Origin of the sequence: Streptomyces sp. DvalAA-14, from assembly GCF_900091855.1 — a bacterium.
Classification (GTDB): Bacteria; Actinomycetota; Actinomycetes; order Streptomycetales; family Streptomycetaceae; genus Actinacidiphila.
Genome location: NZ_FMCH01000420.1, coordinates 1 through 24,241 on the forward strand (window position 1 = coordinate 1; position 24,241 = coordinate 24,241).

General features: G+C 72.1%; 26 protein-coding genes. 10 read left to right on the forward strand and 16 right to left on the reverse strand.

The window, feature by feature from the left end; all coding sequences use genetic code 11:
- Positions 1-787: 787 nt before the first annotated feature.
- The 4 genes from GA0115240_RS22285 to GA0115240_RS22300 all read right to left on the reverse strand — a co-directional run bounded on the left by GA0115240_RS22285 (position 788) and on the right by GA0115240_RS22300 (position 2,813).
- Complete coding sequence (locus tag GA0115240_RS22285) at positions 788-1,198, reverse strand: SRPBCC family protein (RefSeq protein WP_093738930.1); 411 nt, start codon at positions 1,196-1,198, stop codon at positions 788-790.
- Complete coding sequence (locus GA0115240_RS22290; protein WP_093738932.1) at positions 1,195-1,518, reverse strand: metalloregulator ArsR/SmtB family transcription factor; 324 nt, start codon at positions 1,516-1,518, stop codon at positions 1,195-1,197. Before GA0115240_RS22290 ends, GA0115240_RS22285 begins: the two co-directional genes overlap by 4 nt.
- Before the next feature lie 43 nt (positions 1,519-1,561).
- Positions 1,562-2,071 (reverse strand): SRPBCC family protein, encoded by a 510-nt coding sequence (locus GA0115240_RS22295; protein ID WP_093738934.1) that lies wholly within the window; start codon positions 2,069-2,071, stop codon positions 1,562-1,564.
- Between the two features lie 145 nt (positions 2,072-2,216).
- Positions 2,217-2,813: a class I SAM-dependent methyltransferase gene (locus tag GA0115240_RS22300; protein ID WP_093738936.1), complete on the reverse strand. Its 597-nt coding sequence runs from the start codon at positions 2,811-2,813 to the stop codon at positions 2,217-2,219.
- A 229-nt stretch (positions 2,814-3,042) separates the two neighbouring features.
- On the opposite strand from GA0115240_RS22300, the gene GA0115240_RS22305 reads away from it, so the two are divergent.
- The 3 genes from GA0115240_RS22305 (at position 3,043) to GA0115240_RS22315 (ending at position 5,408) form a co-directional block, all read left to right on the forward strand.
- On the forward strand, positions 3,043-3,645 hold the full coding sequence (locus GA0115240_RS22305) for a helix-turn-helix domain-containing protein (protein WP_093738938.1): 603 nt from the start codon (positions 3,043-3,045) through the stop codon (positions 3,643-3,645).
- Between the two features lie 264 nt (positions 3,646-3,909).
- Positions 3,910-4,710, forward strand: a complete 801-nt coding sequence (locus GA0115240_RS22310; protein WP_141708932.1) for a hypothetical protein — start codon at positions 3,910-3,912, stop codon at positions 4,708-4,710.
- 44 nt (positions 4,711-4,754) lie between these two features.
- Positions 4,755-5,408 (forward strand): class F sortase, encoded by a 654-nt coding sequence (locus tag GA0115240_RS22315; RefSeq protein ID WP_256069933.1) that lies wholly within the window; start codon positions 4,755-4,757, stop codon positions 5,406-5,408.
- A 212-nt stretch (positions 5,409-5,620) separates the two neighbouring features.
- On the opposite strand, the gene GA0115240_RS22320 is transcribed toward GA0115240_RS22315, so the two are convergent.
- Entirely contained in the window at positions 5,621-6,400 is a 780-nt protein-coding gene (locus GA0115240_RS22320; RefSeq protein WP_093738944.1) for a class I SAM-dependent methyltransferase, read from the reverse strand.
- 189 nt (positions 6,401-6,589) lie between these two features.
- On the opposite strand from GA0115240_RS22320, the gene GA0115240_RS22325 reads away from it, so the two are divergent.
- Entirely contained in the window at positions 6,590-7,030 is a 441-nt protein-coding gene (locus GA0115240_RS22325; RefSeq protein ID WP_093738946.1) for a VOC family protein, read from the forward strand.
- A 31-nt stretch (positions 7,031-7,061) separates the two neighbouring features.
- Here GA0115240_RS22325 and GA0115240_RS22330 read toward each other — a convergent pair whose 3' ends face one another.
- A complete protein-coding gene (locus tag GA0115240_RS22330) occupies positions 7,062-7,562 on the reverse strand; it encodes a hypothetical protein (protein WP_093738948.1) in 501 nt (166 codons plus the stop codon).
- 89 nt (positions 7,563-7,651) lie between these two features.
- On the reverse strand, positions 7,652-8,515 hold the full coding sequence (locus GA0115240_RS22335) for a LysR family transcriptional regulator (protein WP_093738950.1): 864 nt from the start codon (positions 8,513-8,515) through the stop codon (positions 7,652-7,654).
- 249 nt (positions 8,516-8,764) lie between these two features.
- Here GA0115240_RS22335 and GA0115240_RS22340 point away from each other — a divergent pair, with 249 nt between their 5' ends.
- Complete coding sequence (locus tag GA0115240_RS22340) at positions 8,765-9,637, forward strand: aldo/keto reductase family oxidoreductase (protein ID WP_093738952.1); 873 nt, start codon at positions 8,765-8,767, stop codon at positions 9,635-9,637.
- Between the two features lie 305 nt (positions 9,638-9,942).
- Here GA0115240_RS22340 and GA0115240_RS22345 read toward each other — a convergent pair whose 3' ends face one another.
- The 3 genes from GA0115240_RS22345 to GA0115240_RS22355 all read right to left on the reverse strand — a co-directional run bounded on the left by GA0115240_RS22345 (position 9,943) and on the right by GA0115240_RS22355 (position 12,994).
- Positions 9,943-11,124, reverse strand: a complete 1,182-nt coding sequence (locus GA0115240_RS22345; protein ID WP_218087436.1) for an RNA polymerase sigma factor — start codon at positions 11,122-11,124, stop codon at positions 9,943-9,945.
- 8 nt (positions 11,125-11,132) lie between these two features.
- Complete coding sequence (locus tag GA0115240_RS22350) at positions 11,133-11,540, reverse strand: YciI family protein (RefSeq protein WP_093738956.1); 408 nt, start codon at positions 11,538-11,540, stop codon at positions 11,133-11,135.
- A gap of 122 nt (positions 11,541-11,662) precedes the next feature.
- Positions 11,663-12,994: an MFS transporter gene (locus tag GA0115240_RS22355; protein WP_093738958.1), complete on the reverse strand. Its 1,332-nt coding sequence runs from the start codon at positions 12,992-12,994 to the stop codon at positions 11,663-11,665.
- 63 nt (positions 12,995-13,057) lie between these two features.
- Here GA0115240_RS22355 and GA0115240_RS22360 point away from each other — a divergent pair, with 63 nt between their 5' ends.
- On the forward strand, positions 13,058-13,450 hold the full coding sequence (locus GA0115240_RS22360) for a MerR family transcriptional regulator (protein ID WP_093738960.1): 393 nt from the start codon (positions 13,058-13,060) through the stop codon (positions 13,448-13,450).
- Between the two features lie 163 nt (positions 13,451-13,613).
- Here GA0115240_RS22360 and GA0115240_RS22365 read toward each other — a convergent pair whose 3' ends face one another.
- Positions 13,614-14,246, reverse strand: a complete 633-nt coding sequence (locus GA0115240_RS22365) for a GNAT family N-acetyltransferase (protein ID WP_093738962.1) — start codon at positions 14,244-14,246, stop codon at positions 13,614-13,616.
- A 309-nt stretch (positions 14,247-14,555) separates the two neighbouring features.
- Here GA0115240_RS22365 and GA0115240_RS22370 point away from each other — a divergent pair, with 309 nt between their 5' ends.
- On the forward strand, positions 14,556-15,794 hold the full coding sequence (locus GA0115240_RS22370) for a PP2C family protein-serine/threonine phosphatase (RefSeq protein ID WP_093738964.1): 1,239 nt from the start codon (positions 14,556-14,558) through the stop codon (positions 15,792-15,794).
- A gap of 44 nt (positions 15,795-15,838) precedes the next feature.
- Here the strand turns inward: GA0115240_RS22370 and GA0115240_RS22375 are convergent, their stop codons facing one another.
- Positions 15,839-16,504, reverse strand: a complete 666-nt coding sequence (locus GA0115240_RS22375; RefSeq protein WP_093738966.1) for an SDR family NAD(P)-dependent oxidoreductase — start codon at positions 16,502-16,504, stop codon at positions 15,839-15,841.
- A 337-nt stretch (positions 16,505-16,841) separates the two neighbouring features.
- Between GA0115240_RS22375 and GA0115240_RS22380 the strand changes: the two genes are divergently transcribed.
- Complete coding sequence (locus GA0115240_RS22380; RefSeq protein ID WP_093738996.1) at positions 16,842-17,825, forward strand: carbohydrate kinase family protein; 984 nt, start codon at positions 16,842-16,844, stop codon at positions 17,823-17,825.
- On the opposite strand, the gene GA0115240_RS22385 is transcribed toward GA0115240_RS22380, so the two are convergent.
- The 3 genes from GA0115240_RS22385 to GA0115240_RS22395 form a co-directional block, all read right to left on the reverse strand.
- On the reverse strand, positions 17,774-18,181 hold the full coding sequence (locus GA0115240_RS22385; protein ID WP_093738968.1) for a VOC family protein: 408 nt from the start codon (positions 18,179-18,181) through the stop codon (positions 17,774-17,776). The two genes, GA0115240_RS22380 and GA0115240_RS22385, sit on opposite strands and share 52 nt — an antisense overlap.
- Before the next feature lie 15 nt (positions 18,182-18,196).
- On the reverse strand, positions 18,197-18,724 hold the full coding sequence (locus GA0115240_RS22390; RefSeq protein ID WP_256069934.1) for an SRPBCC family protein: 528 nt from the start codon (positions 18,722-18,724) through the stop codon (positions 18,197-18,199).
- Positions 18,725-18,956: 232 nt separating this feature from the next.
- A complete protein-coding gene (locus GA0115240_RS22395) occupies positions 18,957-20,363 on the reverse strand; it encodes an SDR family NAD(P)-dependent oxidoreductase (protein WP_093738998.1) in 1,407 nt (468 codons plus the stop codon).
- A gap of 428 nt (positions 20,364-20,791) precedes the next feature.
- On the opposite strand from GA0115240_RS22395, the gene fahA reads away from it, so the two are divergent.
- The gene (gene fahA / locus GA0115240_RS22400) at positions 20,792-22,027 is read left to right on the forward strand and encodes a fumarylacetoacetase (RefSeq protein WP_093738970.1); all 1,236 of its coding nucleotides are present in this window, start codon (positions 20,792-20,794) and stop codon (positions 22,025-22,027) included.
- A 489-nt stretch (positions 22,028-22,516) separates the two neighbouring features.
- On the forward strand, positions 22,517-23,026 hold the full coding sequence (locus tag GA0115240_RS22405) for a hypothetical protein (RefSeq protein ID WP_093738972.1): 510 nt from the start codon (positions 22,517-22,519) through the stop codon (positions 23,024-23,026).
- 33 nt (positions 23,027-23,059) lie between these two features.
- Here GA0115240_RS22405 and GA0115240_RS22410 read toward each other — a convergent pair whose 3' ends face one another.
- A complete protein-coding gene (locus GA0115240_RS22410) occupies positions 23,060-24,100 on the reverse strand; it encodes an MBL fold metallo-hydrolase (protein ID WP_093738974.1) in 1,041 nt (346 codons plus the stop codon).
- Positions 24,101-24,241 lie beyond the last annotated feature (141 nt).

The following is a 24,241-nucleotide window of genomic DNA, read 5'->3' on the forward strand; positions in this document are numbered from 1 at the left end:
CACATAGGACGAAAGAGCTATACAACCCTCCTCAGGGAACGTGAGCGGCAGTCAGCGGCTCGGGAGGTGCGGGCCGGGCCGGAAGACCGGGTGGCGGCGTGGGTGCCTCGGGCGTCGGCAGTCGCGGGCATCGAGGGCGTCGTTGAAGGCGAGCCAGCGGTCCGGGTCATCCCGATGGTCGAGGACAGTGACCAGGCGGGACTCCCACTCGTCCCGGATGCGGATGCCCTCTGCCAGAGCACCGGTCAGCGCCCGCAGGTCGTGGCTCCACCGCTTCGCGTGGCCGGGCGGCGCGGTGAGCGCGGCAAGGTTCGTCTTCGCCCGCTCGATCGCCGCCGGGCCGTGGAAGAGGAACGTCTCGAATGGAAGCCAGCCTTCCGCATCGCGTTGAGCCTGCCGGATGCCGTAGGTCCCGCCGACCCCGCTGAAACCCCGTGGGCGTACGCGCTGAGCTGCAAGTTCGTTCGTCCCCGTGCCCTGGTGAGCTATCGGAAGTCTCCTGAGAGCCAAGTCAGGAGACGCGACCTGCCGCCACAGCCCCGGAATGGTTCGGACGCCAGGTAGTTGCTGTACCGCTTGGGTGTCGTTGGCAGCTCGCACTGTGCGGGCGGGACGGGCTGTCCCAGGAACCAGCCAGCCGCGAATACGGCCGCCAGGACGGTGGCGGTCACCAGGCGGCGCGGGGTGAGCCATGCGAGTCTCGGTATGTGCATGATCGGCCAGCCTACGACCCTGTTGATGAGAGGCGGCACGCGATGCTCGCCGTGGCCCACGTCCCGGCCTGCCGTCAAGCGCTCGCGAATTCGATTCCGCCGAGGCGGCCGAGGCAGGATGTCCACCCGGCTGTGTGGCTTGCGAGTTGATCGGTCGGCAGGTCGTGGTGGAAGAGTTCGACGATCGTGTCCGGTCCGTCGGCCGTCAGCCGCACCTCGACCGTGGTCGAGCCGGCCGGCAGTACGTCACTTCCGGGAATTCCCCAGGTGAAGAGCACGCGGTTGGGCGGTTCGACAGCGATGAACCGCCCGCGCACCGAGGTCGTCTCCATGTCCAGGGCGAAGAGGCCGTCGGCTTCCGGCCGTAGGTCGGCCCACTGGCCGAGCCAACGGACCATCAGCGCCGCATCGGTGAAATACCCGAAGACCGTCTCCGGTGCCGCTGCGATCCGGACCGAGGCGGTCACCGTGTCGGTGGTGCTCATGCGTTCCCCTGATCATGCTCGACGGCTTGCTTGAGCCGTTCCAGTGCGTCCGGCCAGAGATCGGTCAGCAGTGCCCGGACGTGGTCCAGGCCGGACAGGTCGAGTACGTAGAGCCGGCGGGTGCCGTCGCGGCGCTCGTGCAGGAGTCCGGCCCGCTGGAGAACGCGCAGGTGGTGGCTGACGCCCTGCTGAGTGACGTCGAAGTGTTCGGCGATCCGGCCGGCCGGCATCTCGCCGGCCCGGACCAGGCGCAGGATTTGGCGACGTTGTGGATCGGACAACGCGCGCAGGACGGCGTCGGTGCGTGCCTCGACGGTCATGCTGTCCAGGATCGCATGGCGGCGTTCCGCAGTCCCGGCGCGGTCATTGCGGCGTCGCGGAGCGACGGCGCCCGTCGGCTTCGCGGCGTTCGATGTCGGCCGGGGAGTGCCGCGGGTTGCCCTGGCCCGTCTCGACGTAGGCGCGCAGGCTGGGCAGAAAGTGGTCCCACCCCTGCTTGCACATCGTGTAGCACTCGACCCGCGGTGTCAGACCGTGATGCCGAAATGCCAGCTCGGACCCGCCGTTGGAGCGGGGCGACAGCTCGAAGGTGATCGTGGTGCCGGCCCAGTCGGGCACCGGGGCGTAGCCGAGACAGGTCCACCGCACGAGCGATGCCGGCCGGGCCTCGTCGACCCGCATGATCGCCGGCACGTCGTCACCGAAGAAGAACCGCAGCTCGCCGCCGGTGCCGCCGTTTCCGGTCGCCTCGGTCCACCAGCCGGTCACTCCGCGCACCGTGGTGAGGGCGTCGTAGACCGCTTCGGGTGGCTCGGTGAACTCCAGCGCGGCCCGGTAGTCCTCGTCCGGCTGGGCGTCGGGATCGGTGTTCATGGCATGCCCTCCCAGTATTTAAGCCACCGCTTGTACAAGCGATGACGTGTGGAAGCTATCGTCTGATGAGAGGCGGGTCAATCGATCCGCATCCACAGGTCTCCGACATTGCGCGACTCTCCTTCGGCTCGCGAGCCCGGTCGGCTTACGGCCGGCGTACCGCTCGCAGGACGGTGTCATGGGTGTGGTGGGTGCCGGCGGGGGCCGGGGCGGCGCGCGGGCGGGTTCCGTTGATCAGGACATTCCAGGTGGGGTCGAGGAGTCGGGCGATGTCGTCGGGCTGGTAGTAGTCGGCGGGGTCGAAGCCCTCACGCGCTGGGAGATCCGCTCGGGCGTGGGTGCTGAACAGCAAGGTGCCCCCGGGGGCGACCGCGTTCAGCAGGCGGTACAGCGCGGTGTGGCCCGGCCGGCGGCGGAGGGGGAAGTAATGGATGGACACCAGGTCGAAGGCGTCCGCCGGGAGTGAGGCGGTCGTGAGGTCGGTCCGTGCCCATGTCACGCGGTCCCCGACGTCGGTGGCAGCGGCGGCGGCGCGTTGGAGGGCGATGACGGAGATGTCGACCGCGGTGACGCGCCAGCCTCGCCGGGCGAGCCAGAGTGCGTCGGCTCCTTCGCCGCATCCGACGTCCAGCGCCTGGCCCGGTGGCAGGTCGGTGGCCTCGGCGATGAGTACGGGGTTGGGGCTGCCGCTGAAGACCCGGTCGCTGCCGCGGTACATCTCGTCCCAGTGCTGGGCGTCCATGGCGTTGGGTTCTCTCCTCGGTTGCTCGGTCGTGGTCGGCGTGCGGCGGGCGGGCTTTGATACCTGCGTGGGTGTGGTGCCGGTCGCCCAGCACCTGTTCGCAGATACGGCAGTACCGTTGACCTGGGTTTTCGGGGCATCGTGACCGCCTCCGGGCATCACGGTGCCCCCACATCGACAATCGGGCAAACGTCTTTGCGGAAAGTGAAAAGCGCGGCAGGGTGGACGTATGACCGACGACTTCGATGCGGTGCTGGCCGCAGTCGGACCCCGGCTGCGCGAGCTGCGCCGCCGCGCCGGCGCCACCCTGACCGCCCTGTCGGAGACCACGGGCATCCCGATCAGCATCCTGTCCCGGCTGGAGTCCGGGCAGCGCAAACCGGGCCTGGAACTCCTGCTGCCCCTGGCCCGGGCCTACCGGATGCCGGTCGAGGAGCTGATCGGCGCCCCCTCCGACCTCGACCCCCGGGTGTATCCGCAGCCGTTCACCCGTAACGGCATGACCGTCGTGCCGCTTTCGCGCACACCCGGCGGGCTGCAGGCGTTCAAACACATCCTGCCCGCCGGCCTGACCGACGGCCGCGAACCCGACCCCCGTTCGCACGAGGGCTACCACTGGCTGTACGTCCTTGGGGGCCGCCTGCGCGTCGTCCTCGGCGACAAGGACTTCATCCTCACCGAAGGCGAAGCCGCCGAATTCGACACCCACCTCCCGCACTGGTTCGGCAACGCCGACGAGCACCCCGTGGAATTCCTCAGCATCCTCGGCCCCCAGGGCGAACGAGTCCACATCAAAGCCAGCTACCGCCCCGACGGCCCCCGCCTCCGCTGAACAGCCCACGGCCCGGGGAGCCCCGGAGAGGACCGTGCCCCTCGGCGAGCGCCCCGGTCCGGCCGTCGTACGTGGCTCCGGCCCGGATGCCCTGATGGTCAGCGCCAGTTGCCGACGAATCTCGTTCCTTCGTTGCCCACGTGACCGCCGCACCAATCCGAACGGGCGCGCGGTCCGAATACCCCCTTGGAGAGTTCCTCTCCTGCTGGTGAGCCGGGCCTCGCGGCCGACTCGGCGGTAAACGCGAGTGAAGGGCAGATCAGCATGCGATCCACCAAGGCACGAGTCCTGACGGCGATAGCCGTAGCCGCCACACCGTTGGCGCTTCCGGCGGCGGCGTGGGCGGCCCCGGCCGCCACCGACGTCCCGTGGGTCACCTACCAGGCATCGCTCGACCCGATCACGGCCAACCATGTGACCGGCAGCGGCAAGGCGATGCTCCAACTCTCCGGCAACACCGCCAAGATCACGGTCACCGCGTCCGGCCTGGTCGGCGGCGCCTCCCCGCACGCGATGCACATCCACGTCGACGGCTCCGGCGTCTGTCCCAAGCCGTCGGAGGCCAAGGACCACAACGGACACGCCTCCATCAACGTCGCCGACGCCATGACGGACTACGGGATGATCGGCACCTCCCTGACCACCAGCGGCGACAGCACGCCCAACAGCGCGCTGGCCGTCACCCGCTTCCCGGCCGGCGCCGTGGTCAACTACAGCCGCACACTGGAGGTCACCGACGACGTCGCGGCCAACCTCAAGTCCGGTAAGGCCGTTCTGGTCATCCACGGCATCGACTACAACGGCAACGGAAAGTACGACAGCGTGCTGGGCGCCAGCGAACTCGACAAGACGCTGCCCGCCGAGGCCACCGACCCGGCGCTGTGCGGCGCGTTCACCACCTCGCAGATGGCGTCGATGCCGGCCGGCGGCGCCGACACCGGCGACGGGGCCACCCAGGCACACGGCACCGACACCGGCATGGTCGCGGGCGGCAGCGCCGCCGCGCTGATCGGCCTGGGCGCCGGCGGCTACGCGCTGCGCCGTCGGAGCGTCACCGCCCGATGACCACCAAGGAACCCCACGCAGGCCACCCCACACGACGGACGGCAGTGGTACTCGTCGTGCTCGCGGTGGCCTGCGTGGCCGCCGGCGTCACCACCATCCTGGCCGGGACGGGCGGCGGCGGCACGCCCCCGCCGCAGCCGGGCCCGATGGCCGCCGGGCAGATGCCGGACCACATGACCGGCTCCGCGCTGCCGGCCCCGCCGACCACCTCCGCGTCCCCCAAGACCGCGCCGGCCGGCGCCCCCGCACTGCCCGCCTCCCGACCGACGGCACTCGATATCCCGGCCATCGGCGTCCACTCCAGCCTGCTGGACCTGGGCCTGAACAAGGACGGGTCGCTGGAAGTCCCCGGCAAGCCGCTCCAGGCCGGCTGGTTCCACGACTCACCCACCCCCGGCCAGACCGGCCCGGCGGTGATCCTCGGCCACGTCGACTCCTACGCCACCGGCCCGGCCGTCTTCTACCGCCTCGGCGCGATGAAACCGCACCAGCAGATCCGGGTCACCCGCGCCGACCGTACGACCGCGGTCTTCACCGTCGACGCGGTCCGGTCCTATCCGAAGAAGACTTTCCCGACCCTCGACGTCTACGGCAACACGCCCGACCCCGAACTGCGGCTGATCACCTGCTCCGACTGGAACAGCCGCACCCACAGCTACCAGGGCAACACCATCGTCTACGCACACCTCACCGGCTAGATCCGAGGTCGAGGCCGCGGAGTTCGACGGTGCCGGTGATGAGGGCGCGGGCAACCAACACGGCCGCTGGGGTCGGGACTTGTGCGTGACGCTTCTGTCCCCGCTGATGCCCGGGCGGATGGTTGGCTGGGCGATCGAGGGCGGAGGCGCGGCGACTCCTGACGCCTGTCATTCCCGGCCCCCCACCTGCGGGGGCACGCGTCCTGCTGGAATCACCGGCCCGCGACGAGCAGGCGGTAGCCGTAGTCGACGGCGTCCCGGTCGAGCAGGTCGGCGTGGCGGCGGTGCCAGATTCCGGAGGCCAGGTCTGCGCGCAGTCGCTCGATCGCCGGTTCGATCAAGGACGCGGGGAGCTGGGCGAAGGTGGAGCTCGCTTGTCGAATGACGGGGTCCAGGAAGTACTCCGGACGCCGCCAGTAGGCGATCTGGAAGCCGTCGGTGAAGTCGTGCGGAATGGGGAACGGAAGCACCGTGTGCGCTTCCAGGGCTTCCACCACGGTGGACAGGGGTGTGAAGCGGGCCCGTTCGAACTGCCGGAGCTCCGGAAGGTACTCCTCGATCAGCCACAGCTCGGGCAGATGATACGGATCCATGGTGAAAAGGACCTGCCGCCGGGAGACGCGCCGCATCTCATCGAGGCCACGGCGCAGGTCGGGCCAGTGCTGCACCGTCATCACCGCCGTCGCAGCATCGAACGCGCCGTCCTCGAAGGGCAGGTCCTCCGCCCCGGCCAGCACCTTTTGCCTGCCCGGATGCTGATCGAGCATCACCTGTGACGGGTCGACCGCGGTGACCTCCATGTCGGCAGGCTCGTAGGAACCGGTCCCCGCCCCGATATTGACCACCGTGCGCGCCCCGGCCAGAGCCTGGCGGATCAGGGCAGCCAGCCGGGGGTCGGCCCGGCGGACGTTCCGGTATCCGATCCCGATGCGGTCGTACGTCGCCGGGCGCGGGCCCGGCCCCGAAGCAGAAGCAGAAGCAGAAGCAGTCATGATCTGGATCTCACCCGACGCTCATCGGCGGCGCAAGAGATGTGGGGCGCCGCGAGGGCGGGGGTGCTGCGGAGTGATCCGTATGTTCCGGAGTCCGGCGGTCCTAGGATGTCGAGAACGCGTCACCGGCTCCGTCCCAGGGACGTCAGCGGGCATCACCGGCCGCACGAAGAAGAAGGAGAAGCCGGCATGGCGATTCAGCGGATGGACAACGTCGGCATCGTCGTCGAGGACATGGACGCGGCCATCGCGTTCTTCCTGGAACTCGGTATGGAGCTGGAGGGCAGGGCGGAGGTCGAGGGACTTTTCGCCGACCAGTGCACCGGACTCGACGGCGTCCGCTGCGACATCGCGATGGTCCGGACCCCGGACGGCCACGGCCGGCTCGAGCTGGCGAAATACCGCAGCCCCGAGGTGATCAGCGCCGGGCCGCGCAACCGGCCGCACAACATTCTGGGCACGCACCGCGTCATGTTCGCCGTCGACGACATCGAGGACACCGTTGCCCGCCTGCGCCCTCACGGCGCCGAACTCCTCGGCGGGATCGGCCGGTTCGAGGACAGCTACCTGCTCTGCTACGTCCGCGGGCCGGAGGGCATCATCGTCGGACTGGGCCAGCAACTGGGCTGAGACGAGGCCGACTTCGCGGACCGGCCGTGCTTCACTCCCGCCCACCGGTGGACCGTTCCGCTGGTTCCGGCCACGAGGTGCCCAGATCGCGGCGCATGACCACCTGCGCCTGCTCGGCTGCTGCGAGGTAGGCATGAAGCTGCCGGCCGAAGTCCGGATTCCCTCTGCCGGTGCCGCTGGCGACCAGGTCACGGAGGTCGCGCACTCTCCAAAAGGCCTGATTGACCGCATCCATGACCTCCCAGGGGGCGATCAGCGCGATCTCGTACCGCAGGGGGTACAGATTGCGGGACACGAAGACCTCGCGGGCTGCCAGCTGCGCCTCCCCGGCCGCATGCCCGGCACGGGCGATCTCGTCCAACCGCTGGTACACGTCCGACAGCGCGCCCATGAATGCCGCGTACGTCTGGCGGCGGGTGTCCTCATTCAGGGCTGCCCGGTCGCGCCGCCAGCGAAGCCGGTCGGCAAGGAGCGTTGAACCGATGCCGATCCCGGCGCCGATCAACGTGTTCACGGGAGCCAGCCAGTCCATGGGCTGGACTTTATGGGTCGGGCGCTCGGTGGTGAAGACCGCTCACGATGAAAAGCCGGTTTGGCGCGGTGGTGGACGGCGGGGGTATCTCACAGCCGGGTGGCCGTGCGGATCAGCCCGGCGAGAGCGAGGGAGCGGCTGTGCGCGGGCCAGGCGATGTGGGTGACGACAGGGGGTGCGTCGGTCAGGGGGACGGCGGTGTGCTCGGCCCACAGCCAGGCGCGGGCGGAGTCGGGGAAGACGGCCGCGGTGCGTCCGAGGGCGATCAGCTGGGCCAGCTGGGTCTGGTCGTGGATCTCGGGGCCCGGGCCGGGCGGGTAGGTGCCCCGCCGGGACCAACGGGCGAGCGGAAGATCGGGGATGTCACCGACCTCGGCCAGCGACAGAGTCGTGTGCGCGGCGAGCGGGTGTCCGGCGGGCAGGATGGCGATCTGCCCCTCGGTCATCAGTTCCTCGCTGTCGAACCCGGCGAGGGAGTTGTACGGCGCGTGCATGAGCGCCACATCGGCGCGGCCGTCGCGCAGCATCTCCTCCTGTTCGCATGTGCCGCTCGGCAGCACCTCGATCTCGGCGGCGTCGGGCTCGGCCGCGTAGGCGTCGAGGAGCTTGTGCAGCAATTCGTGGGACGCGCCGGCCTTCACCGACAGCACCAGGCGGTTGGGCGAGCCGCCCGGACTGTCGGCGCCGCCGGCCCGACGGGTGCGGCGGGCGGCAGCGGCGGTCGCGTCGAGCGCCGCACGGCCCTCGTGCAGGAGCATCTCCCCGGCGCCGGTCAGGGTGACGCCACGGCGGTTGCGTGTCAGCAGAGAGACGTCGAGGCGCCGCTCGAGCTGCTGGATCGCCCGGGACAGCGGTGGCTGGGCCATGCCGAGGCGTTCGGCGGCGCGACCGAAGTGCAGTTCCTCGGCGACCGCCATGAAGTACCGCAGCTCGCGGGTCTCCAAGATGTCCATGGTGAGAGTCTACCGCGCCTGTGATACCCGGCCGGTATCACAGAGCACCGCATCGGTATTGGATGCGCTGTTTGTCCCGAGCGACCATCGAGGGCAGGAGCGATGCAAAGATCGCTCCGCAGAGCGGCGCGAACAGGCGCGAACAGGCGTGACCAACCGGCGCCGTCAACGAACGGCGAACCGGGCGACACGGCGCACCAGACGACACGTAGCCCTCGGCACCCATCCGGCTCAGCTGAAAGACACACCATGAACACACCCTCCACGGCACTGCCCGGCGGCACCTGGACCCTCGGCGATCTCACCGTCACCCGCTTCGGCTACGGCGCCATGCAGCTGGCCGGTCCTGGGGTCATGGGCCCGCCCGCCGACCACGACGGCGCGCTCGCCGTCCTGCGCGACGCCGCCGCCCTCGGCATCACCCATATCGACACCGCCGGCGCCTACGGACCGCGCGTCACCAACCGGCTGATCCGTGCGGCGCTGTATCCCTACGCCGCACCGCTGCACATCGTGACCAAAGTCGGTGCGGACCGCGATGAGCAGGGCGGCTGGCCGCCGGCCCGGCAGCCCGAGGATCTGCGCCGCGCCGTCCACGAGAACCTCGAAGACCTCGGCCTCGATGCGCTCGACGTGGTCAACCTCCGGCTCGGCAACGCCCAGGGCCCCCAGCCCGGCTCGCTCGCCGAGCCCTTCGCGGCCCTCGTCGAACTCCAGCAGCAGGGCCTGATCCGGCACCTCGGAGTGAGCAACGCCACGAGGGAACAGGTCGCCGAGGCGCAGACGATCGCGCCGATCGTCTGCGTACAGAACCTGTACAACCTCGCCCACCGCCAGGACGACGAGCTGATCGACGAACTCGCCGACCAGGGCATCGCCTACGTGCCTTTCTTCCCGCTCGGCGGCTTCACCCCGCTGCAGTCCACGGCGCTGTCCACCGTGGCCACCCGGCTGGACACGACGCCGATGTCGGTCGCCCTGGCCTGGCTGCTGCGGCGGTCGCCGAACATCCTGCTCATTCCCGGCACCTCGTCGGTGGCGCACCTGCGCGAGAACGCCGCCGGCGCGGGGCTCCCGCTCGCTGATGAGGAACTCGCCGAGTTGGACAAGATCGGCAACTAGATCTGTTCCGCGCACGATCGTGCGGTGGTCGTTCAGTGCCGGAGGTCCCTGATGCGGGCGGCGGCCCAGCGGCCTTGGTCGCGGCCCGCGGCGGCGACCGGGAACCGGCGCGCCGGGTCGTAGAGGTTGCGGCCGGTCGCCCGGACGGACCGCGGGCCACGAGTAATCAGTTCGACCTGCGCCGCGGCCCGCATGGCTGCCCCGTCCCTTTGGGCTGAGAGGATTCCGGCGTGGCAGGCCGGCATGGGGGCGACGACTCCCGCCGCACCCTCGCCGGCGGCGGGGTGATCCTCCCCGGACAGGGCCTAGGCGTCGTGCGCCCCGTGGGTGTTGAGCCGGGCGGCCTGGCGGGTCAGGTGGTCGCGTTCGGCGAGGTTGGGTGCTTTGCGGGCCGCCTCCGCGTACAGGCGGGCCGCGGTGGTCAGGTCGCCGTCGCGCTCGTGGAGGTACGCCGCGACCGCGGTGTGGCGGGGCAGGGCGTCGTCCACCGCCGCGAGCGCCGCCAGGCCGGCCCGCGGTCCGTCCGCCTCGCCGACGGCCACCGCGCGGTTGAGCCGGACGACCGGGCTGTCGGTCAGCCGGGCGAGCTCGTCGTACCACTCGACGATCTGCACCCAGTCCGTCTCCTCGGCGGTGGGCGCGTCCGCGTGGAGTGCCGCGATGGCCGCCTGGGCCTGGAACTGGCCCAGCCGATCGCGGGCGAGGGCCGCCTGCAGGATCTCGACGCCCGCCGCGATCGTCACGGTGTCCCATCGGCCGCGATCCTGCTCGGCCAGCGGCACCAGGCTGCCGTCGGCCGCGGTCCGGGCGGCGCGGCGGGCATGGTGGAGCAGCATGAGGGACAGCAGCCCCGCCACCTCGGGATGGTCGATCGCGGCCGCCAGTTGCCGGGTGAGCCGGATGGCCTCGGCGGCGAGGTCGACGTCGCCGGAGTACCCCTCGTTGAAGACCAGGTAGAGCACGCGCAGCACGGTGGCGACATCGCCGGGCTGGTCGAACCGCACCCCGGCCACCGTGCGCTTGGCCCGGCTGATCCGCTGCGCCATGGTCGCCTCGGGCACCAGGTACGCCTGCGCGATCTGGCGGGTGGTCAGCCCGCCGACCGCGCGCAGCGTGAGCGCGACAGCGGACGACGGCGTCAGGGACGGGTGCGCGCACAGGAAGTAGAGCTGGAGCGTGTCGTCCGCCGCGGGCACGGGACCGGGCGCCGGCTCCGCGTCGACGAGGTCCTCCCGCCGGCGGCGGGCGGCGTCCGACCGGGTGGCGTCGAGGAACCGGCGCCAGGCCACGGTGACCAGCCAGCCCTTCGGGTCCCGCACCGGGGCTGCCCCGCCGGAAGAGTCCGGCGAGGAGGCGGCCGGCCGGACGCGGACCGCCTCGGCCAACGCGTCCTGCACCGCGTCCTCGGCCGCCGCGAAGTCGGCTCCGCGGCGGACGAGGATCCCGATCACGCCCGGTGTGAGGCTCCGGAGCAGTGCCTCGTCCACCGGGGACGTCATTCCGTGATGGTGGGCGGCGCGGTGAGGAACGGGCGCAGCTCGATCCACTCGTGGATCGGCTTCCCGCCCGCCCCGGGGGCCGCGGACAGCTCCCCGGCGAGCTCGACGGCGCGCTCGTAGCTGTCGACGTCGATGACGATCCAGCCGGCGATGAGGTCCTTGGTCTCGGCGAAGGGGCCGTCGGTGATCGGCGGGCGACCCTCTCCGTCGTACTGGACGAAGGTGCCCTCGGGCGCGAGCGCCTGGGCATCGACGAACTCGCCGGTCTTCTCGAGCCGGGCCGTGAAGTCCTGCATGCACCGCACATGGTCCGAGACCTCCTGCGGCGTCCACCGGTCCATGGGCACGTTGTTGACCGGAGCCGGGGCGCCGCGGTAGTGCTTGAGCAGCAAGTACTTGGCCATCGTGTCTCTCCTCGGTGCTGGTGCGACCCATTGTGGTCGCCTTCACCGCTGGGACGGAGCCGGTCACGGGATCTCGACACCGCGGCCCGGATCAGTTCGGGTCACTTTCGGCTCAGCCCCGATCAGCCCGGCTCAGCCCGGGTCGTGCGGAGGGGCCCCGGTGGATCGGCTCGCCGCCGGCGTCGGTCGCGGCCGGACAGCTTCAGCACAACGCCGCAGGTGAGGGCCATGAGGACCATCAGCGCACCGCAGCCGACGATGACGGCGGCGGCACTGCTCCGGTCGAGGAGAAAACCGCCGAACGCCGCTCCCAGCGGCGAGGCGGTGAGCAGGACGGCGTTATTGGCGGCCAGGACCGCGGTGAGCGCCTCGGCGGGTGCGCGCTCCTGGATCAGGGTGAAGGAGAGCGCGGAGTAGGGGCCGTAGGTGAGTCCGGCGAAGGCGAAGCCGATCAAGGACGGGAGGGCCGTGTGCGGGACGGCGAAGGGCAGCAGGCCCAGGCCGTGGCCGGCGATGATGCCGAGCATGACCGGCCACAGCGGGAGGCGTCTGGCCGCGCCCAGCGCCAGGGCGCCGAGCACGGCGCCGACACCGAAAGCAGCCCAGTAGGCGCCGAGCAGCCCCGAGCCGGCGCCCAGGGGGCCCGAGATGAACACGGGCAGGGCGACCTCGACGGGACCGAAGGCGAGGTTGAACAGCCAGGTCACGACGAGCAGGCCGAGGAGTTCCGGCCGGCGCCGCAGAATACGCAGGCCCTGCTGAGTGCCGCCGGCCGCCGCTGGTCCCGCTGCCGGTCCTGCTGAGGGTCCTGCTGCCGGTCCCGCTCCCGATGGCGGGGGCAGCGTGGTGCGGCCGGCCCGGACGGCGAGGGCCGCGAACGTGGCGGCGTCCAGGCCGATGATCCATACCGGGGACAACACGCCCACTAGCACACCCGCGAGCGCCGGGCCCGCGATCGTCGCGCTCCACATGCTCGTACTGAGGACGCTGTTGGCCGCCACCCGCTGGTCGTCGGAGAGCAGGGGCACGAACAGGGCGTATTTGCCGGCCCGGCCCCAGGCGTGCAGCAGCGAGGAGGCACCCAGGAGCCCCACGTACACGGCCGGGGTGAGCACCCCCGCCAGGTGGGCGAGCGGGACGGCTCCCAGCAGCAGGGCCCGCAGCGTGGCGTCGGCGACCAGGAGCCGCCGCGCCGGGAGTCGCCGTATCCACCTGCCCAGGACCAGGGCGCCCAAGGCGCCGGGCAGGACGTAGGCGGCGACCGCGATGCCGACCAGCGAGCCCTGGCCGCCGCCCGGCGCCAGCACCAGTGCGAGCCAGGCGACAGCGACGACGGACATGCCGTCGCCGAGATCGGACAGCGCGAAGACGGGCATCAGCCGCCGAAAGGTCGGGTCGGCGAACAGCGAGCGCTGGGGGCCGGGCACCAGTCGCCCCGGTCTTGCTGAGAACATGCGGGTCAGACTCGGCCTTCAAGCATGCTTGAAGTCAAGGCCGGAAAAGGAAAGGGGGCCGGCATGCGGTTTCTGCCCATCGGCGAGCTCGCCGACAAGGCCCGCGTGCGCGCTTCCGCGCTGCGCTACTGGGAGGAGCGCGGTCTGCTGCCCGGCGCCCGCCGCGAAGGCGGACGCCGCGTGTGGCCGGCGGCCACCGTGCGCCGGGTCGCCCTGATCAAGATGGCGCAGCGGGCCGGCTTCACCCTCGCCGAGATCACGCAGCTGCTGGCGGGCGACACCACACCGTCCGCCACCCGCCAGTGGCGGGCCATGGCCGAACGCAAACTGCCCGAACTCGACCGGCACATCGCGCAGGCCCAGGCCCTGCGCCAGGCAGTCGCGGACTGCCTGGCCTGCGGCTGCATGAAATTCGACCAGTGCGTCCTGCTCGACACCGCGGAGGCGGCCCCGTGACGGCCGGCTGACGGCCGCGGCGGCACCCGGATCGGCCGGGGTCGGACGCGATCAGTCGCGCAGTCCCGTCGGCAGACCGGTCATCGCGTGATCGTCTCCGTCGGCCTCACCGCGCTGTCAGCCCCGACTCCAGCCCCGACTCCAGCCCCGACTCAGCCACGACTCAACGCCGGCTCACCGGGCCCCGGGCGAGGCGCTGTTCGAGCATCGAGCGGCAGTTCGGCCACTCCGCCGCGGTGATCGAGAAGATCGCGGAGTCCCTGAGCCGGCCGTCCTCACCCGGCGCCCATGACGCGGACCAGTTCCGCAGCACCCCCTCGAAGCGTGCGCCCACCGCTTCGATCGCGGCCCGGGAACGGCTGTTGCGCGCGTCCGTCTTCAAGTCGAGCCGTGCCACTGCCCAGTTCTCGAACGCGTGCCGGAACAGCAGGTATTTGGCCTCGGTGTTCACCCCTGTGCCCTGGGCGGACGCCGCGAGCCAGCTGAAACCGACCTCGATCGCGCACAGACTGTCACCGGCCGGCCACAACCGCGGGTCCCAGTAGGCGGTGGCCCCGATCGCCCGCCCCGAGACCCGGTCCACCTGGGCGTACGGAGCCAGCTTCCCGGCGGCGGCGCGGGCGAGTTGGGCATCGATGTACGCTCCCACCTCGGCCGGCCCCGGGACCCAGGTGTACCGGTACGAGGCCCGGTCCTCCTCCGCCGCCGCGGCCAGGTCCGCCGCGTGGCGGTGTTCCAGCGGCTCCAGGCGCACTCGCGCGCCTTCCAGAACCGGTCCTTCCAACATGAAACCCATCGATCACCCATCCAGTGCCGGCACGGAGCGTACGTGTCGAGGCCGCCGGCCCGAGGTCGGACGGGAGCCCGGGGGCCTTGGACCCGGAGCCCGCAGCGTCCCAGAGCCCTCGCCCCGTGTCTCCCGAATTTCGTGCGCGCCGCCCGGCGACCCCGCCGCCGGGCCGCGACCGCGACCCCGGGGGAAGCGGCCGCACCGGCGCGTTTCCCCCGACACCCCCGCAGCGCGGGCTCACCCGGGTCGGGGTCGGCGGGTCCCATAGTTGGGTGGTGGGCATGGGCCCGTGGCTGGGGCGGAGAGGGAGAGCGTGTGACGAGGCCGATCGACTACCGGGCGCTGTTCGACGCCACGCCGAGCCCCTGTCTGGTGCTGGGCACCGACCTGGTGATCCTGGACGTCAACGGGGCCTATCTGGCGGTCACCGACCGTGCCCGCCAGGACCTGGTCGGGCGGTATCTCTTCGACGCGTTCCCGGACAACCCCGCGAATCCGGACGCCGACGGGGTGCGGAACCTGAGCGCGTCGCTGGAGCAGACCCTGCGGACCAAGGCGCCGGACGCCATGGCGCTGCAGAAGTACGAGATCCCGGTCAAGGACAAGCCCGGCCGGTTCGAGGAACGCTGGTGGTCGCCGATCAACACCCCCGTCCTCGGGCCGACCGGGGAGGTCGACTGGATCATCCACCGCGCGGAGGACGTCACCGCGCTGGTGCGGCCCGATCCCTCCCGGCTGCGGTCGGGCGAGGCACCCAGCGACCGCAAGGTGATGGAGGCCGAACTCTACGAACGGGCCCGCGAACTCCTGCGGTTGAACGAGGAGCTGCGCAAGGCCCACGCCCGGCAGCGCCAGGTCGCCCTCACCCTGCAGCAGGCCATGCTGTACTCGCCCGACCTGGCCCGGCACCGGAATGTCGCGGTGCGCTACCTGCCCGCCGTCGGATCGTTGAACGTCTGCGGCGACTGGTACGACGGCGTGGACCTGCCCGGCGACGAGTTCGCCATCGCGGTCGGTGACGTCGTGGGCCACGGTCTGGAAGCCGCGACCGTCATGGGCATGCTCCGCAGCGCGCTGTCCGCCGTCACCCGGGCCCTGCACGACCCCGCGCGGGCGCTGGAGGTCCTGGACCTGTACGCGCGTTCGGTGGAAGGAGCGCAGGCCACCACGGTGGTCGCCGCCGTCATCGACAGCCGCGAGCAGCGCATCGCCTACAGCTGCGCCGGCCACCCCCCGCCGGTCCTGCTCCATCCGGACGGCACCTACGACCTGCTCCGCCACGCCACCGATCCGCCGCTGGCCGCCCGTCCCGAATTCGTCCCGCGCCCGCACGCCGACCTGCCCTACACGCCCGGCGACGTGCTCGCCCTCTACACCGACGGACTGATCGAACGCCGGGGCGAGGACATCGACGTCGGCCTGCGGCGGCTCACCGACGCGCTCGCCCGGCACGCCCACCTCGCCCCGGCACGGCTCGCCGACGAACTGCTCGCGGACCTCGGCGTCGGCACCGGCGGCGAGGACGACGTCGCGCTGGTGGTGGTCCGCCTGTAGCCCCGGCGGACCCGGCGAGGAGCGGCGTTCCGGCGTTCCGGCGTTCAGGCGTCCAGCGGTTCGGCGAAGTGCCGGAAGCCGGACCGGTCCTGGTGCATGCCCCACAAGGTGTCGGCGAGCACCCCGGGGTCCTTGCGGGGATCACCGGGCGTGATGGCGCCGGGAATGATCAGTTGCGCGACGTGGATGTGCTCGCCCGCGAGGGTGTCGTGCAGCATGCGGGCGTAGGCGCTCTCGGCTGCGAACGCGATGGAGGTGCCGGCCCGCTCGGCATGCGGTCGGACGGCGGTGCCGCCGTTGACGAACAACACGGTGCCGCGGCCGAGCGAGCGCAGGCCGGGCAGGATCCGGCGGACGGCTGTCATCGGCCCGTGGACGGAGAACGCCAGCGGGCCGTCGAGGTCGGCCGGCGTGGTCTGCAGCAGCGGCTTCATGAAGTCCTGGTGGGGGAGGGGGCTGTACTGCAGCACCTCGATCGGGCCGAGGGCATCGGCGGCGGCGTCCAGCGCGGCGGTCAGGGCGGCCTGGTCGGCCACGTCGGCGGCGAAACCGCGCGCGTTCACCCCGTCGCCGCGCAGGTCCGAGGCGAGGGCGTCGAGATGTGCCTGGGTGCGGGAGACGAGGGCGATGTCGAAGCCCTCACGGCCGAAGCGGCGCGCCACGGCAGCGCCCAGACCTGTGCCTGCTCCGATGATGGCGACAGTGGTCACGGGGGATCCTTGTCCTGGGGAGGGCCGGGGCGGGAGAGCCAGGGCGTGGGCTTCGGGGCTTCCGCACTTCCCGGTTTCGAGGCTTCGCGCCTCAGCGCGGAACGAGCTCGGGGGTGGTGTCCGCGATCCGGCTGAGTTCGTCGGGGGTCCACGTGTTCATCGGCGGGTCTCCTTCGCGGTACGTCCGGGAGCGGTAGGACGGGACGGAGCCCGGAGCGGAAGTCGACGATATCGCCGGACGTGCCCGTTTCCCGGGTGGCCACGCGGGTGACCTGGCGTGACCCGGCGACCGGGCGACCGGGTGACCCCGGTGCGGCCGATGCGGCAGCATGGCCCCATGGGTGACTTCCTGGTGGTCGGTGAGTGCGTGGCGGACATCGTGCGGGCGGACGGCCGCGAGGATGTGCCGCACCCCGGCGGCAGCCCGGCCAACGTCGCCTACGGACTGGCCCGGCTGGGACGGGGGACCGTACTGCTGACGCAGCTCGGGGGCGATCCGGCCGGCGCGCTGATCGGGGCGCATCTGCGGTCCGCGGGCGTGGAGTTGCTGGGCGATCTCGGCGCGGACGCCGTCACGCCGACCGCGGTGGTGACGCTCGACGGCCAGGGCCAGGCGTCGTACGCCTTCGACGTCCGGTGGACGCTCCGGACCGCCGGTCCGCTGCCCGGCGGGATACGCCATGTGCACCTCGGGTCGATCGGGGCGGTGACCGAACCGGGGGCGGCCACCGTACGGGAGGTCGTGGCCCGGCTGCGGACCACCGCCACGGTCAGCTACGACCCCAACGTCCGCCCCGCCCTGCTCGGGTCGCACGGGGAAGCGGTGGCCCGGGTGGAGGCCTGCGTCGCGCTCAGCGACCTGGTGAAGGCCAGCGACGAGGATCTGGCCTGGCTCTGTCCCGGCGAGCCGCCCCGGGAGGTCGCCGAGCGCTGGCTGACGCTCGGGCCGGCCGCGGTCGTGGTGACGTTCGGCGGCGCCGGTTCGACGGCGTACACCGCCGCCGGTGAGCTGCACGGCGCCCCGGTGCGGGCCGAGGTCGCGGACACGGTGGGCGCCGGGGACTCCTTCATGGCCGCGGCCCTGGACGCCCTCGCCGGCCTCGACCTGCTGGGCGCCGCTGCCCGGCCCCGGCTGGCCGCGCTCGATCAGGCGTCCCTGGCCGCCGTGCTCCACCGTGCCGCGACGGCCGCCGCCCTGACCGTCTCCCGTCCCGGCGCCAACCCGCCCGACCTGGCGGAGCTGCGGGCGGCCCTGCGCCGGGCGGGCCGTCAGCCCTGCCCGGCGCCGGCCGAATCCAGCGAGAACAGCTCCCACTGGTGACCGTCGAGGTCGTAGAAGCTGCGGGTGTACATCGGGCTCTGCTCGGCTGCCTGCGCCGCGGGCCGTGCTCCGGCCGCGGGGGCCGCGTCGGCGACCCGGTCCACGTCGGCCCTGCTGTCCAGACCGAGGGCCACGATCACCTCGCTGGAGCCGGCCGTGTCGGCGACGGCCTTCCCGGTGAAACGGGTGAAGTAGGCCTCGACGAGCAGCATCACGTAGCTGTCGTCGGTGAGGACGAGGCAGCCGGCGTTGTCGTCGGTGAAGTCGGGGTCGAAGCGGAAGCCCAGGGCGGTGAAGAAGGCGATGGAGGCCCTGAGGTCCTTGACGGGGAGGTTCACGAAGCTCTTGGTGGACATGGGGCTGCCTGCCTCTCAGGATGATCCGTTGCCGTCGTCACGACCGTCGTCACGACCGTCGTCACGACCGTAGTTCCGGCCGTCGTCGTGGGCCCGGTCGGCCAGCAGCGTGTCCAGCGCCCGGCCGAAGACGAGCCGCCCGGTGCCCCCGGTCAGCCCGTCGAGCAAGCGCGGCAGCCGCCGGATGCGGAGCTCCTCCCGCCACCGCACCCGTGAGCCGGCGCCATCGGGCGTCACCTCGATCTCGGCCCACCCGGTGACGACCCGCCCGGTCTTCTCCAGCCGGCAGTGCCCGGCCCCGGCCTCGCCGCCGGTCCCCGCCACGGGCGGCGCCCATACGGTGACGCGCATCGGGTCCTCGAACCCGATCCGCCCGACCCGGGTCCGCGCCGTGAAGGCCGTGCCGACTCCGGACGGCGGCGGCGTACTCACCGTGATCTCGGTGAACGGCACGCTCGCGGTGTGCCGTTCCCACGTGGTGACGCGCCGCCAGGCCTCGGCCGGCGGCAGTGCGGTGCGGCGCTCGATCACAAACGGGGACACGGGTCCACGCTACGGGCTCCCACCGGCCGGTGCGCGGAACCGACCGGGCCGGCGCCCACTCCCGGGCCGCCCGCACCCCCGTGACGGGCGGCCCGGATGTGTGTTCGGTTACCCGGACATCCTCCCGCACCGACTCATCCTTCCGGGACGCCCCGCCGGTGTGCCAACGGATTTCCGGGTTCCGGGCCCGGTGCCGGGTGCGTGGTGCCGTTTCCGGGTCCGGAAACGGCGCTCACCAGGCCGACGGGCGGTAGTCCTTGAGGAAGCAGCCGAAGAGGTCCTCGCCCCGCTCGCCGCGGACGACGGGGTCGTAGACGCGCGCCGCCCCGTCCACCAGGTCCAGCGGGGCGTGGAAGCCCTCGGCGGCGAGCCGCACCTTGTCGGGGTGCGGGCGCTCGTCGGTGATCCAGCCGGTGTCCACCGCGGTCATCAAGATGCCGTCGGTCTCCAGCATCTCCTGCGCGCTGGTGCGGGTGAGCATGTTCAGCGCGGCCTTGGCCATGTTGGTGTGCGGGTGGCCGGGGCCCTTGTAGCCGCGGCTGAACTGCCCCTCCATCGCCGAGACGTTGACCACGTACTTGCGGCGGGCCGCCGCCGCGGCCATGGCCGGGCGCAATGTGCTGATCAGCACGAAGGGCGCGGTCACATTGCACAGCTGCACTTCGAGCAACTCCACCGGATCGACCTCGCCGACCGTCTGCACCCAGGTGTTGCTGGGATCCAGATCGGGTACGAGGCCGCCCGCGTCGATCGCGGTGCCGGCCTCGATCCGGGCCGGCGAGGCGGAACCGCTGACCAGGGCCAGTTCGGTGACGTCCCGCGCGGTCAGCGCGTCGCCGCGCGGCGAGGGCAGCGCCGCGGCAGTCTGGGCGCCCGAGCCGAAGGCGCCGAAGACCTCGGCGGCGGGCAGTTCACCGGCGGGCAGCGGGGCGGCCTCGGCCGCGACCAGCTCGCTGTAGGCGCGCGGGGAGCGCCGTACGGTCTGGGCGGCGTTGTTGATCAGGATGTCCAGCGGCCCGGCCGCGGCCACCGACTCGGCCAGCGCCACGACCTGCGCCGGGTCGCGCAGGTCGATGCCGACGACCTTCAGCCGGTGGATCCACTCGTCGCTGTCCGGCATCGCCTTGAAGCGGCGGATCGCGTCGTTGGGGAAGCGGGTGGTGATGGTGGTGTGGGCGCCGTCGCGCAGCAGCCGCAGCGCGATGTACATGCCGATCTTGGCCCGGCCGCCGGTGAGCAGGGCGCGCCGCCCGGACAGATCGGTACGCGCTTCGCGTCGGGTCCGGTTCTCGGCGGCGCACGACGGGCACAGCTGGTGGTAGAAGGCGTCCACCTCGACATACCGGGTCTTGCAGACGTAGCAGGACCGGGGCCGCTCCAGGATGCCGGCGATCTCGGTACCGACCGAGGCGGTCAGCTGGATGCCGAGCGTCTCGTCGTCGATCCGGTCGGCGGCGCCGGTCGCGGTCGCCTCGGTGACGGCCTTGTCGTTGGCGGTCTTCGCGGCCCGGCGCTCCTGGCGGCGGCGCTGCTTCACCGAGCGGTAGATGCCGGCGGTGGCCCGGCGGACCGCGACGGCGTCCGGGTGGTCGACCGGCAGCAGCTCCAGATCGGCGAGGACGGCGAGGCAGATCTCCATCCGGGCCCGGTCGATGCCGGGGCCCGCGGCGTCATCCGGGAACCCGTGAGGCGCGTCGTCCGGATCGCCGGGATCACGTGCGTCGCGCGGGTCGTCGGGGTCGTAGGACCCCGGGTTCGCCTGCCGCTGCGGGGCGGCGGTCCGACCGGCGCTGGTGCCCTCCTCCGGCCCGAGGTCGTGAAGGTCCTGCGTTGTCGCCGTCATCCCGCCGCTGCTCTCTTCGTCCGTCGCCCGGTCGCACCTCGCCCGGCTGTTCGACCCGGTACGCCGGGAGCCGCCTCGGCCTTGAGGGGAACTTTACGTTTGGGGGGACGGCAGCTCCAAACCGGACTTCCGGCCGGTGGGGGCGGCCCCGGCGGTACCCTCGGGGCGTTTCGTGATCACCGAGTGATCCCCGAGTGATCCCTGACCCGATCCCTGGAGAACCGTTGCCGTCCCCGAGCCCGCTCGACGTTCCGCCCGACGCGCTCTTCGGGGCGCACAACCTGCCCTACGGCGTGTTCAGTACGGCCGCGGAACCCGGACGGCGGCGGCTCGGTGTCGCCTACGGGGACCAGGTCCTGGACGCGGGCGCCGCCGCCCGGGCCACCGGCGCCCCCGCCGAGCTGACCGCGCTGCTCACCGCCGCCTCGCTGAACCCGCTGCTGGCCGCCGGGCGGCCGGTCTGGACCCGGGTCCGGGCCGCCCTCACCGGATGGCTGACCGCCGACCGGCACCGGGCGGCGGTCGAGCCCTGCCTGATTCCCCGGGCGGATGTCGTCCTCCACCTGCCGTTCGACGTCGCGGACTACGTGGACTTCTACGCCTCGGAGCATCACGCCGCCACGGTCGGCCGGATCTTCCGCCCGGGCGCGGAGCCGCTGACCCCGAACTGGAAGCACCTGCCGATCGGCTACCACGGCCGGGCGGGCACCGTGGTGGTCTCCGGTACCCCGGTGGTCCGGCCCTGCGGCCAGCGCAAGGCGCCGGCGGACCCGGCTCCGGACTACGGTCCCTCCCGCCGCCTGGACATCGAGGCCGAACTCGGCTTCGTCGTCGGCGCGCCCACCGCGCAGGGCTCCCGGGTGGCGCTGGCCGACGCGGACGCGCATGTCTTCGGCGTGTGCCTGGTCAACGACTGGTCGGCCCGCGACCTCCAATCCTGGGAGTACGTCCCGCTCGGCCCCTTCCTCGGCAAGTCCTTCGCGACCTCCGTCTCGCCCTGGGTGGTGCCGCTGGACGCCCTCGCCGCGGCCCGGGTCGACCCGCCGCCCCGCGACACCGAGCCGCTGCCCTACCTCGACGACCGTGCGGCCCGGCCCCCGTACGGCCTGGACATCGCCCTGGAGGTCCGGCTCAACGGGCATCTCGTGGCGCGGCCCCGCTTCGCGGCCATGTACTGGACCTACGCCCAGATGCTGGCCCACCTGACGGTCAACGGCGCGAGCCTGCGGGCCGGGGACCTGTTTGCCTCCGGCACGGTCAGCGGCCCGGAGCGGTGGGGGCGCGGCGCGTTGATCGAGCTGACCTGGAATGGTGAGCAGCCGCTGGAGCTGCCGGACGGCAGCCGGCGCGGCTTCCTGGAGGACGGTGACGAGGTGACGATCACGGCGACCGCGCCGGGGCCGGGCGGCGCCCGGATCGGCCTCGGCGCGGTCAGCGGGCGGATCGCACCCGCCCACTGAGCCGGCGGCACGGCGTCCCCGCCGTCGGGGGGTGGGTGTGCGGTCGGCTGCGGCGCCGTCGTGGCCGATCGCGCAGTTCCCCGCGCCCCTTTGGGGCTTGGGTGGATCGTGACAGTTGCGGGGCGGTCGTGGCTGGTCGCGCAGTTCCGCGCGCCCCTTTGGGGCTTGGGCTGGCCGTGACGGTTGCGGGGCCGGTTGTGGCTGGTTGCGCAGTTCCTCGCGCCCCTTTGGGGCTTGGGCTGGTCGTGACGGTTGCGGGGCCGGTCGTGGCCGATCGCGCAGTTCCCCGCGCCCCTTTGGGGCTTGGGCTGGCCGTGACCGTCCCGGGACGCGGGGGCGGCGGGTCAACCCGGGGTCAACCCTCGGGCTGACGTTTGCCCACCCGCTCTCCTCCTACCGTCGAAGCGGAGCAGACGGCACCGCCCCCGACCGTGCTGAACGGTGCGGGGCCGCGGTGCCGGTGCCGAACACCGCCTGGAGGAGAGTGCTGTGAGCGTCCTGGAACTGCTGGCCGCGGTCGGAGTGGTCGTCCTGGTCATCGGACGGCAGTTGAGGGGGGAGCCGCTGCGCGGCAAGCGGCTGGTGCTGCTCCCGGCGATCCTGACCGTGATCGGCGCGGTCGATCTGGGGAGGGGCGGCCACCATCCCACCGCCACCGACATCGGCTGCATCGTCGTCGGCGCGCTGATCGCGGCCGGTATCGGCGTGGCGCAGGGCTCGGTGCTGCGGCTGGAGCACCGAGGCGGCGGCCTGTGGGGCCGCATGCCGGTGAGCGGCCTGTGGCTGTGGGCCGGTCTGGTGGTGTCCCGGCTGGCGATGATGGGCATCGCCGGCTCGATGGGCGCGCACGTGGCGGCGTCCACCGCACCGATCCTGCTGATGCTGGGCATCAACCGGCTGGGGCAGGCCGCCGCGGTCGTGCCCCGCTCACTGGCCTCGGGGATTCCCCTCGCGCCGGAGAAGGACGGCTCGGTCTTCCTGTCCGGCCGCTTGCGCTGAGAACGCCGGCCGACCGGCGGCCCACCAGCGGTGTCACAGGGCGAACCGGGTGCCGACCGTATTGGGCACGAACGCCTCGCCGAACCGGGCCGCCATCGCGTGCTGCGCCCGCCAGCCGGTGCAGTGGGCCGGGACGAGCACCGACGGCGTCAGCTCCGCCAGATCCGCCAGCACCCGGGGAATCAGCGGCTCGAAGCGCGGCCCGCTCAGGTGGAATCCGCCGATGACCGCGTGCAGCGGCCGGTCGTGGGTGAGCCGGCGGGCGTAGCGGCAGATGTTCACCACGCCCGCGTGCCCGCAGCCCGTCATGACCAGCAGGCCCTTGTCCTTGATGTCGATGATCAGCGCCTGGTCGTCCAGCACCAGCGGATCCGGCTCCCACGCCCCGCCGAGGAACGCCTGCTGTCCGGGGAAACCGGGCTCGTAACCGGTGCCCCGCGGCACCTCGCCGGTGACCAGGACCGACCCTTCGAACAGGAAGCTGGGCTGCCGGTCCTCGATCACCGTGAATCCGGCGCCTTCGAGGGCGCGCCGGCTCGTGGTGGGGATCTCCAGCGGTTCGATGCCGGGCAGCGCGAGCCGGCGGCGCCGCCAGAAATGCGGGTGGATCAGGACGGGCAGGTTCACCCGGCCGCCGAGTGCCCGGATCAGCCCGTCCAGGCCGGCCGTGTGGTCGAAGTGCCCGTGGCTGCAGATGATCGCCTCGATGGACGACGGATCGATCCGGAGCCGGCGCATGTTCTCCACCACGCCGTCCGGGCTCGTCCCCGCGTCGAACAGGAAGCGGTGCTCCCGGCCGTCCTTGACGACGGTGACCAGCGCGGAGAAACCGTGCTCGGCCACCAGGGCGTCGGGCACCTGCCCGTATTCCATCGTCGAGGCCGCCACCGAGGGGGCGGACCCCAGGCCCGGCCGCCGGGCGGGCCCCTGGGACGGCATCAGCATGTCGGAGACGTTGTCCATGAGCGTGGTGACCGTGACCGAGTCGACCGGCTCGAGGGCGATGGGGGTGCTGGGCTCGAAGTCGTGCAGGACCCGCACATCATGATCGCTGGGCGTGCCACCTGTACACATTGCTCGAGTATCGCCCGCCGGGTGTCGCGCGGCCACGGACACGACGGTCACCGGCGACGGCCGAAAAATATCCGATCCCGGTATGAATATTCATATATCGCCGGATCGACCCCTCGTGCCTACGGTGGAGAGGCAGCGCTC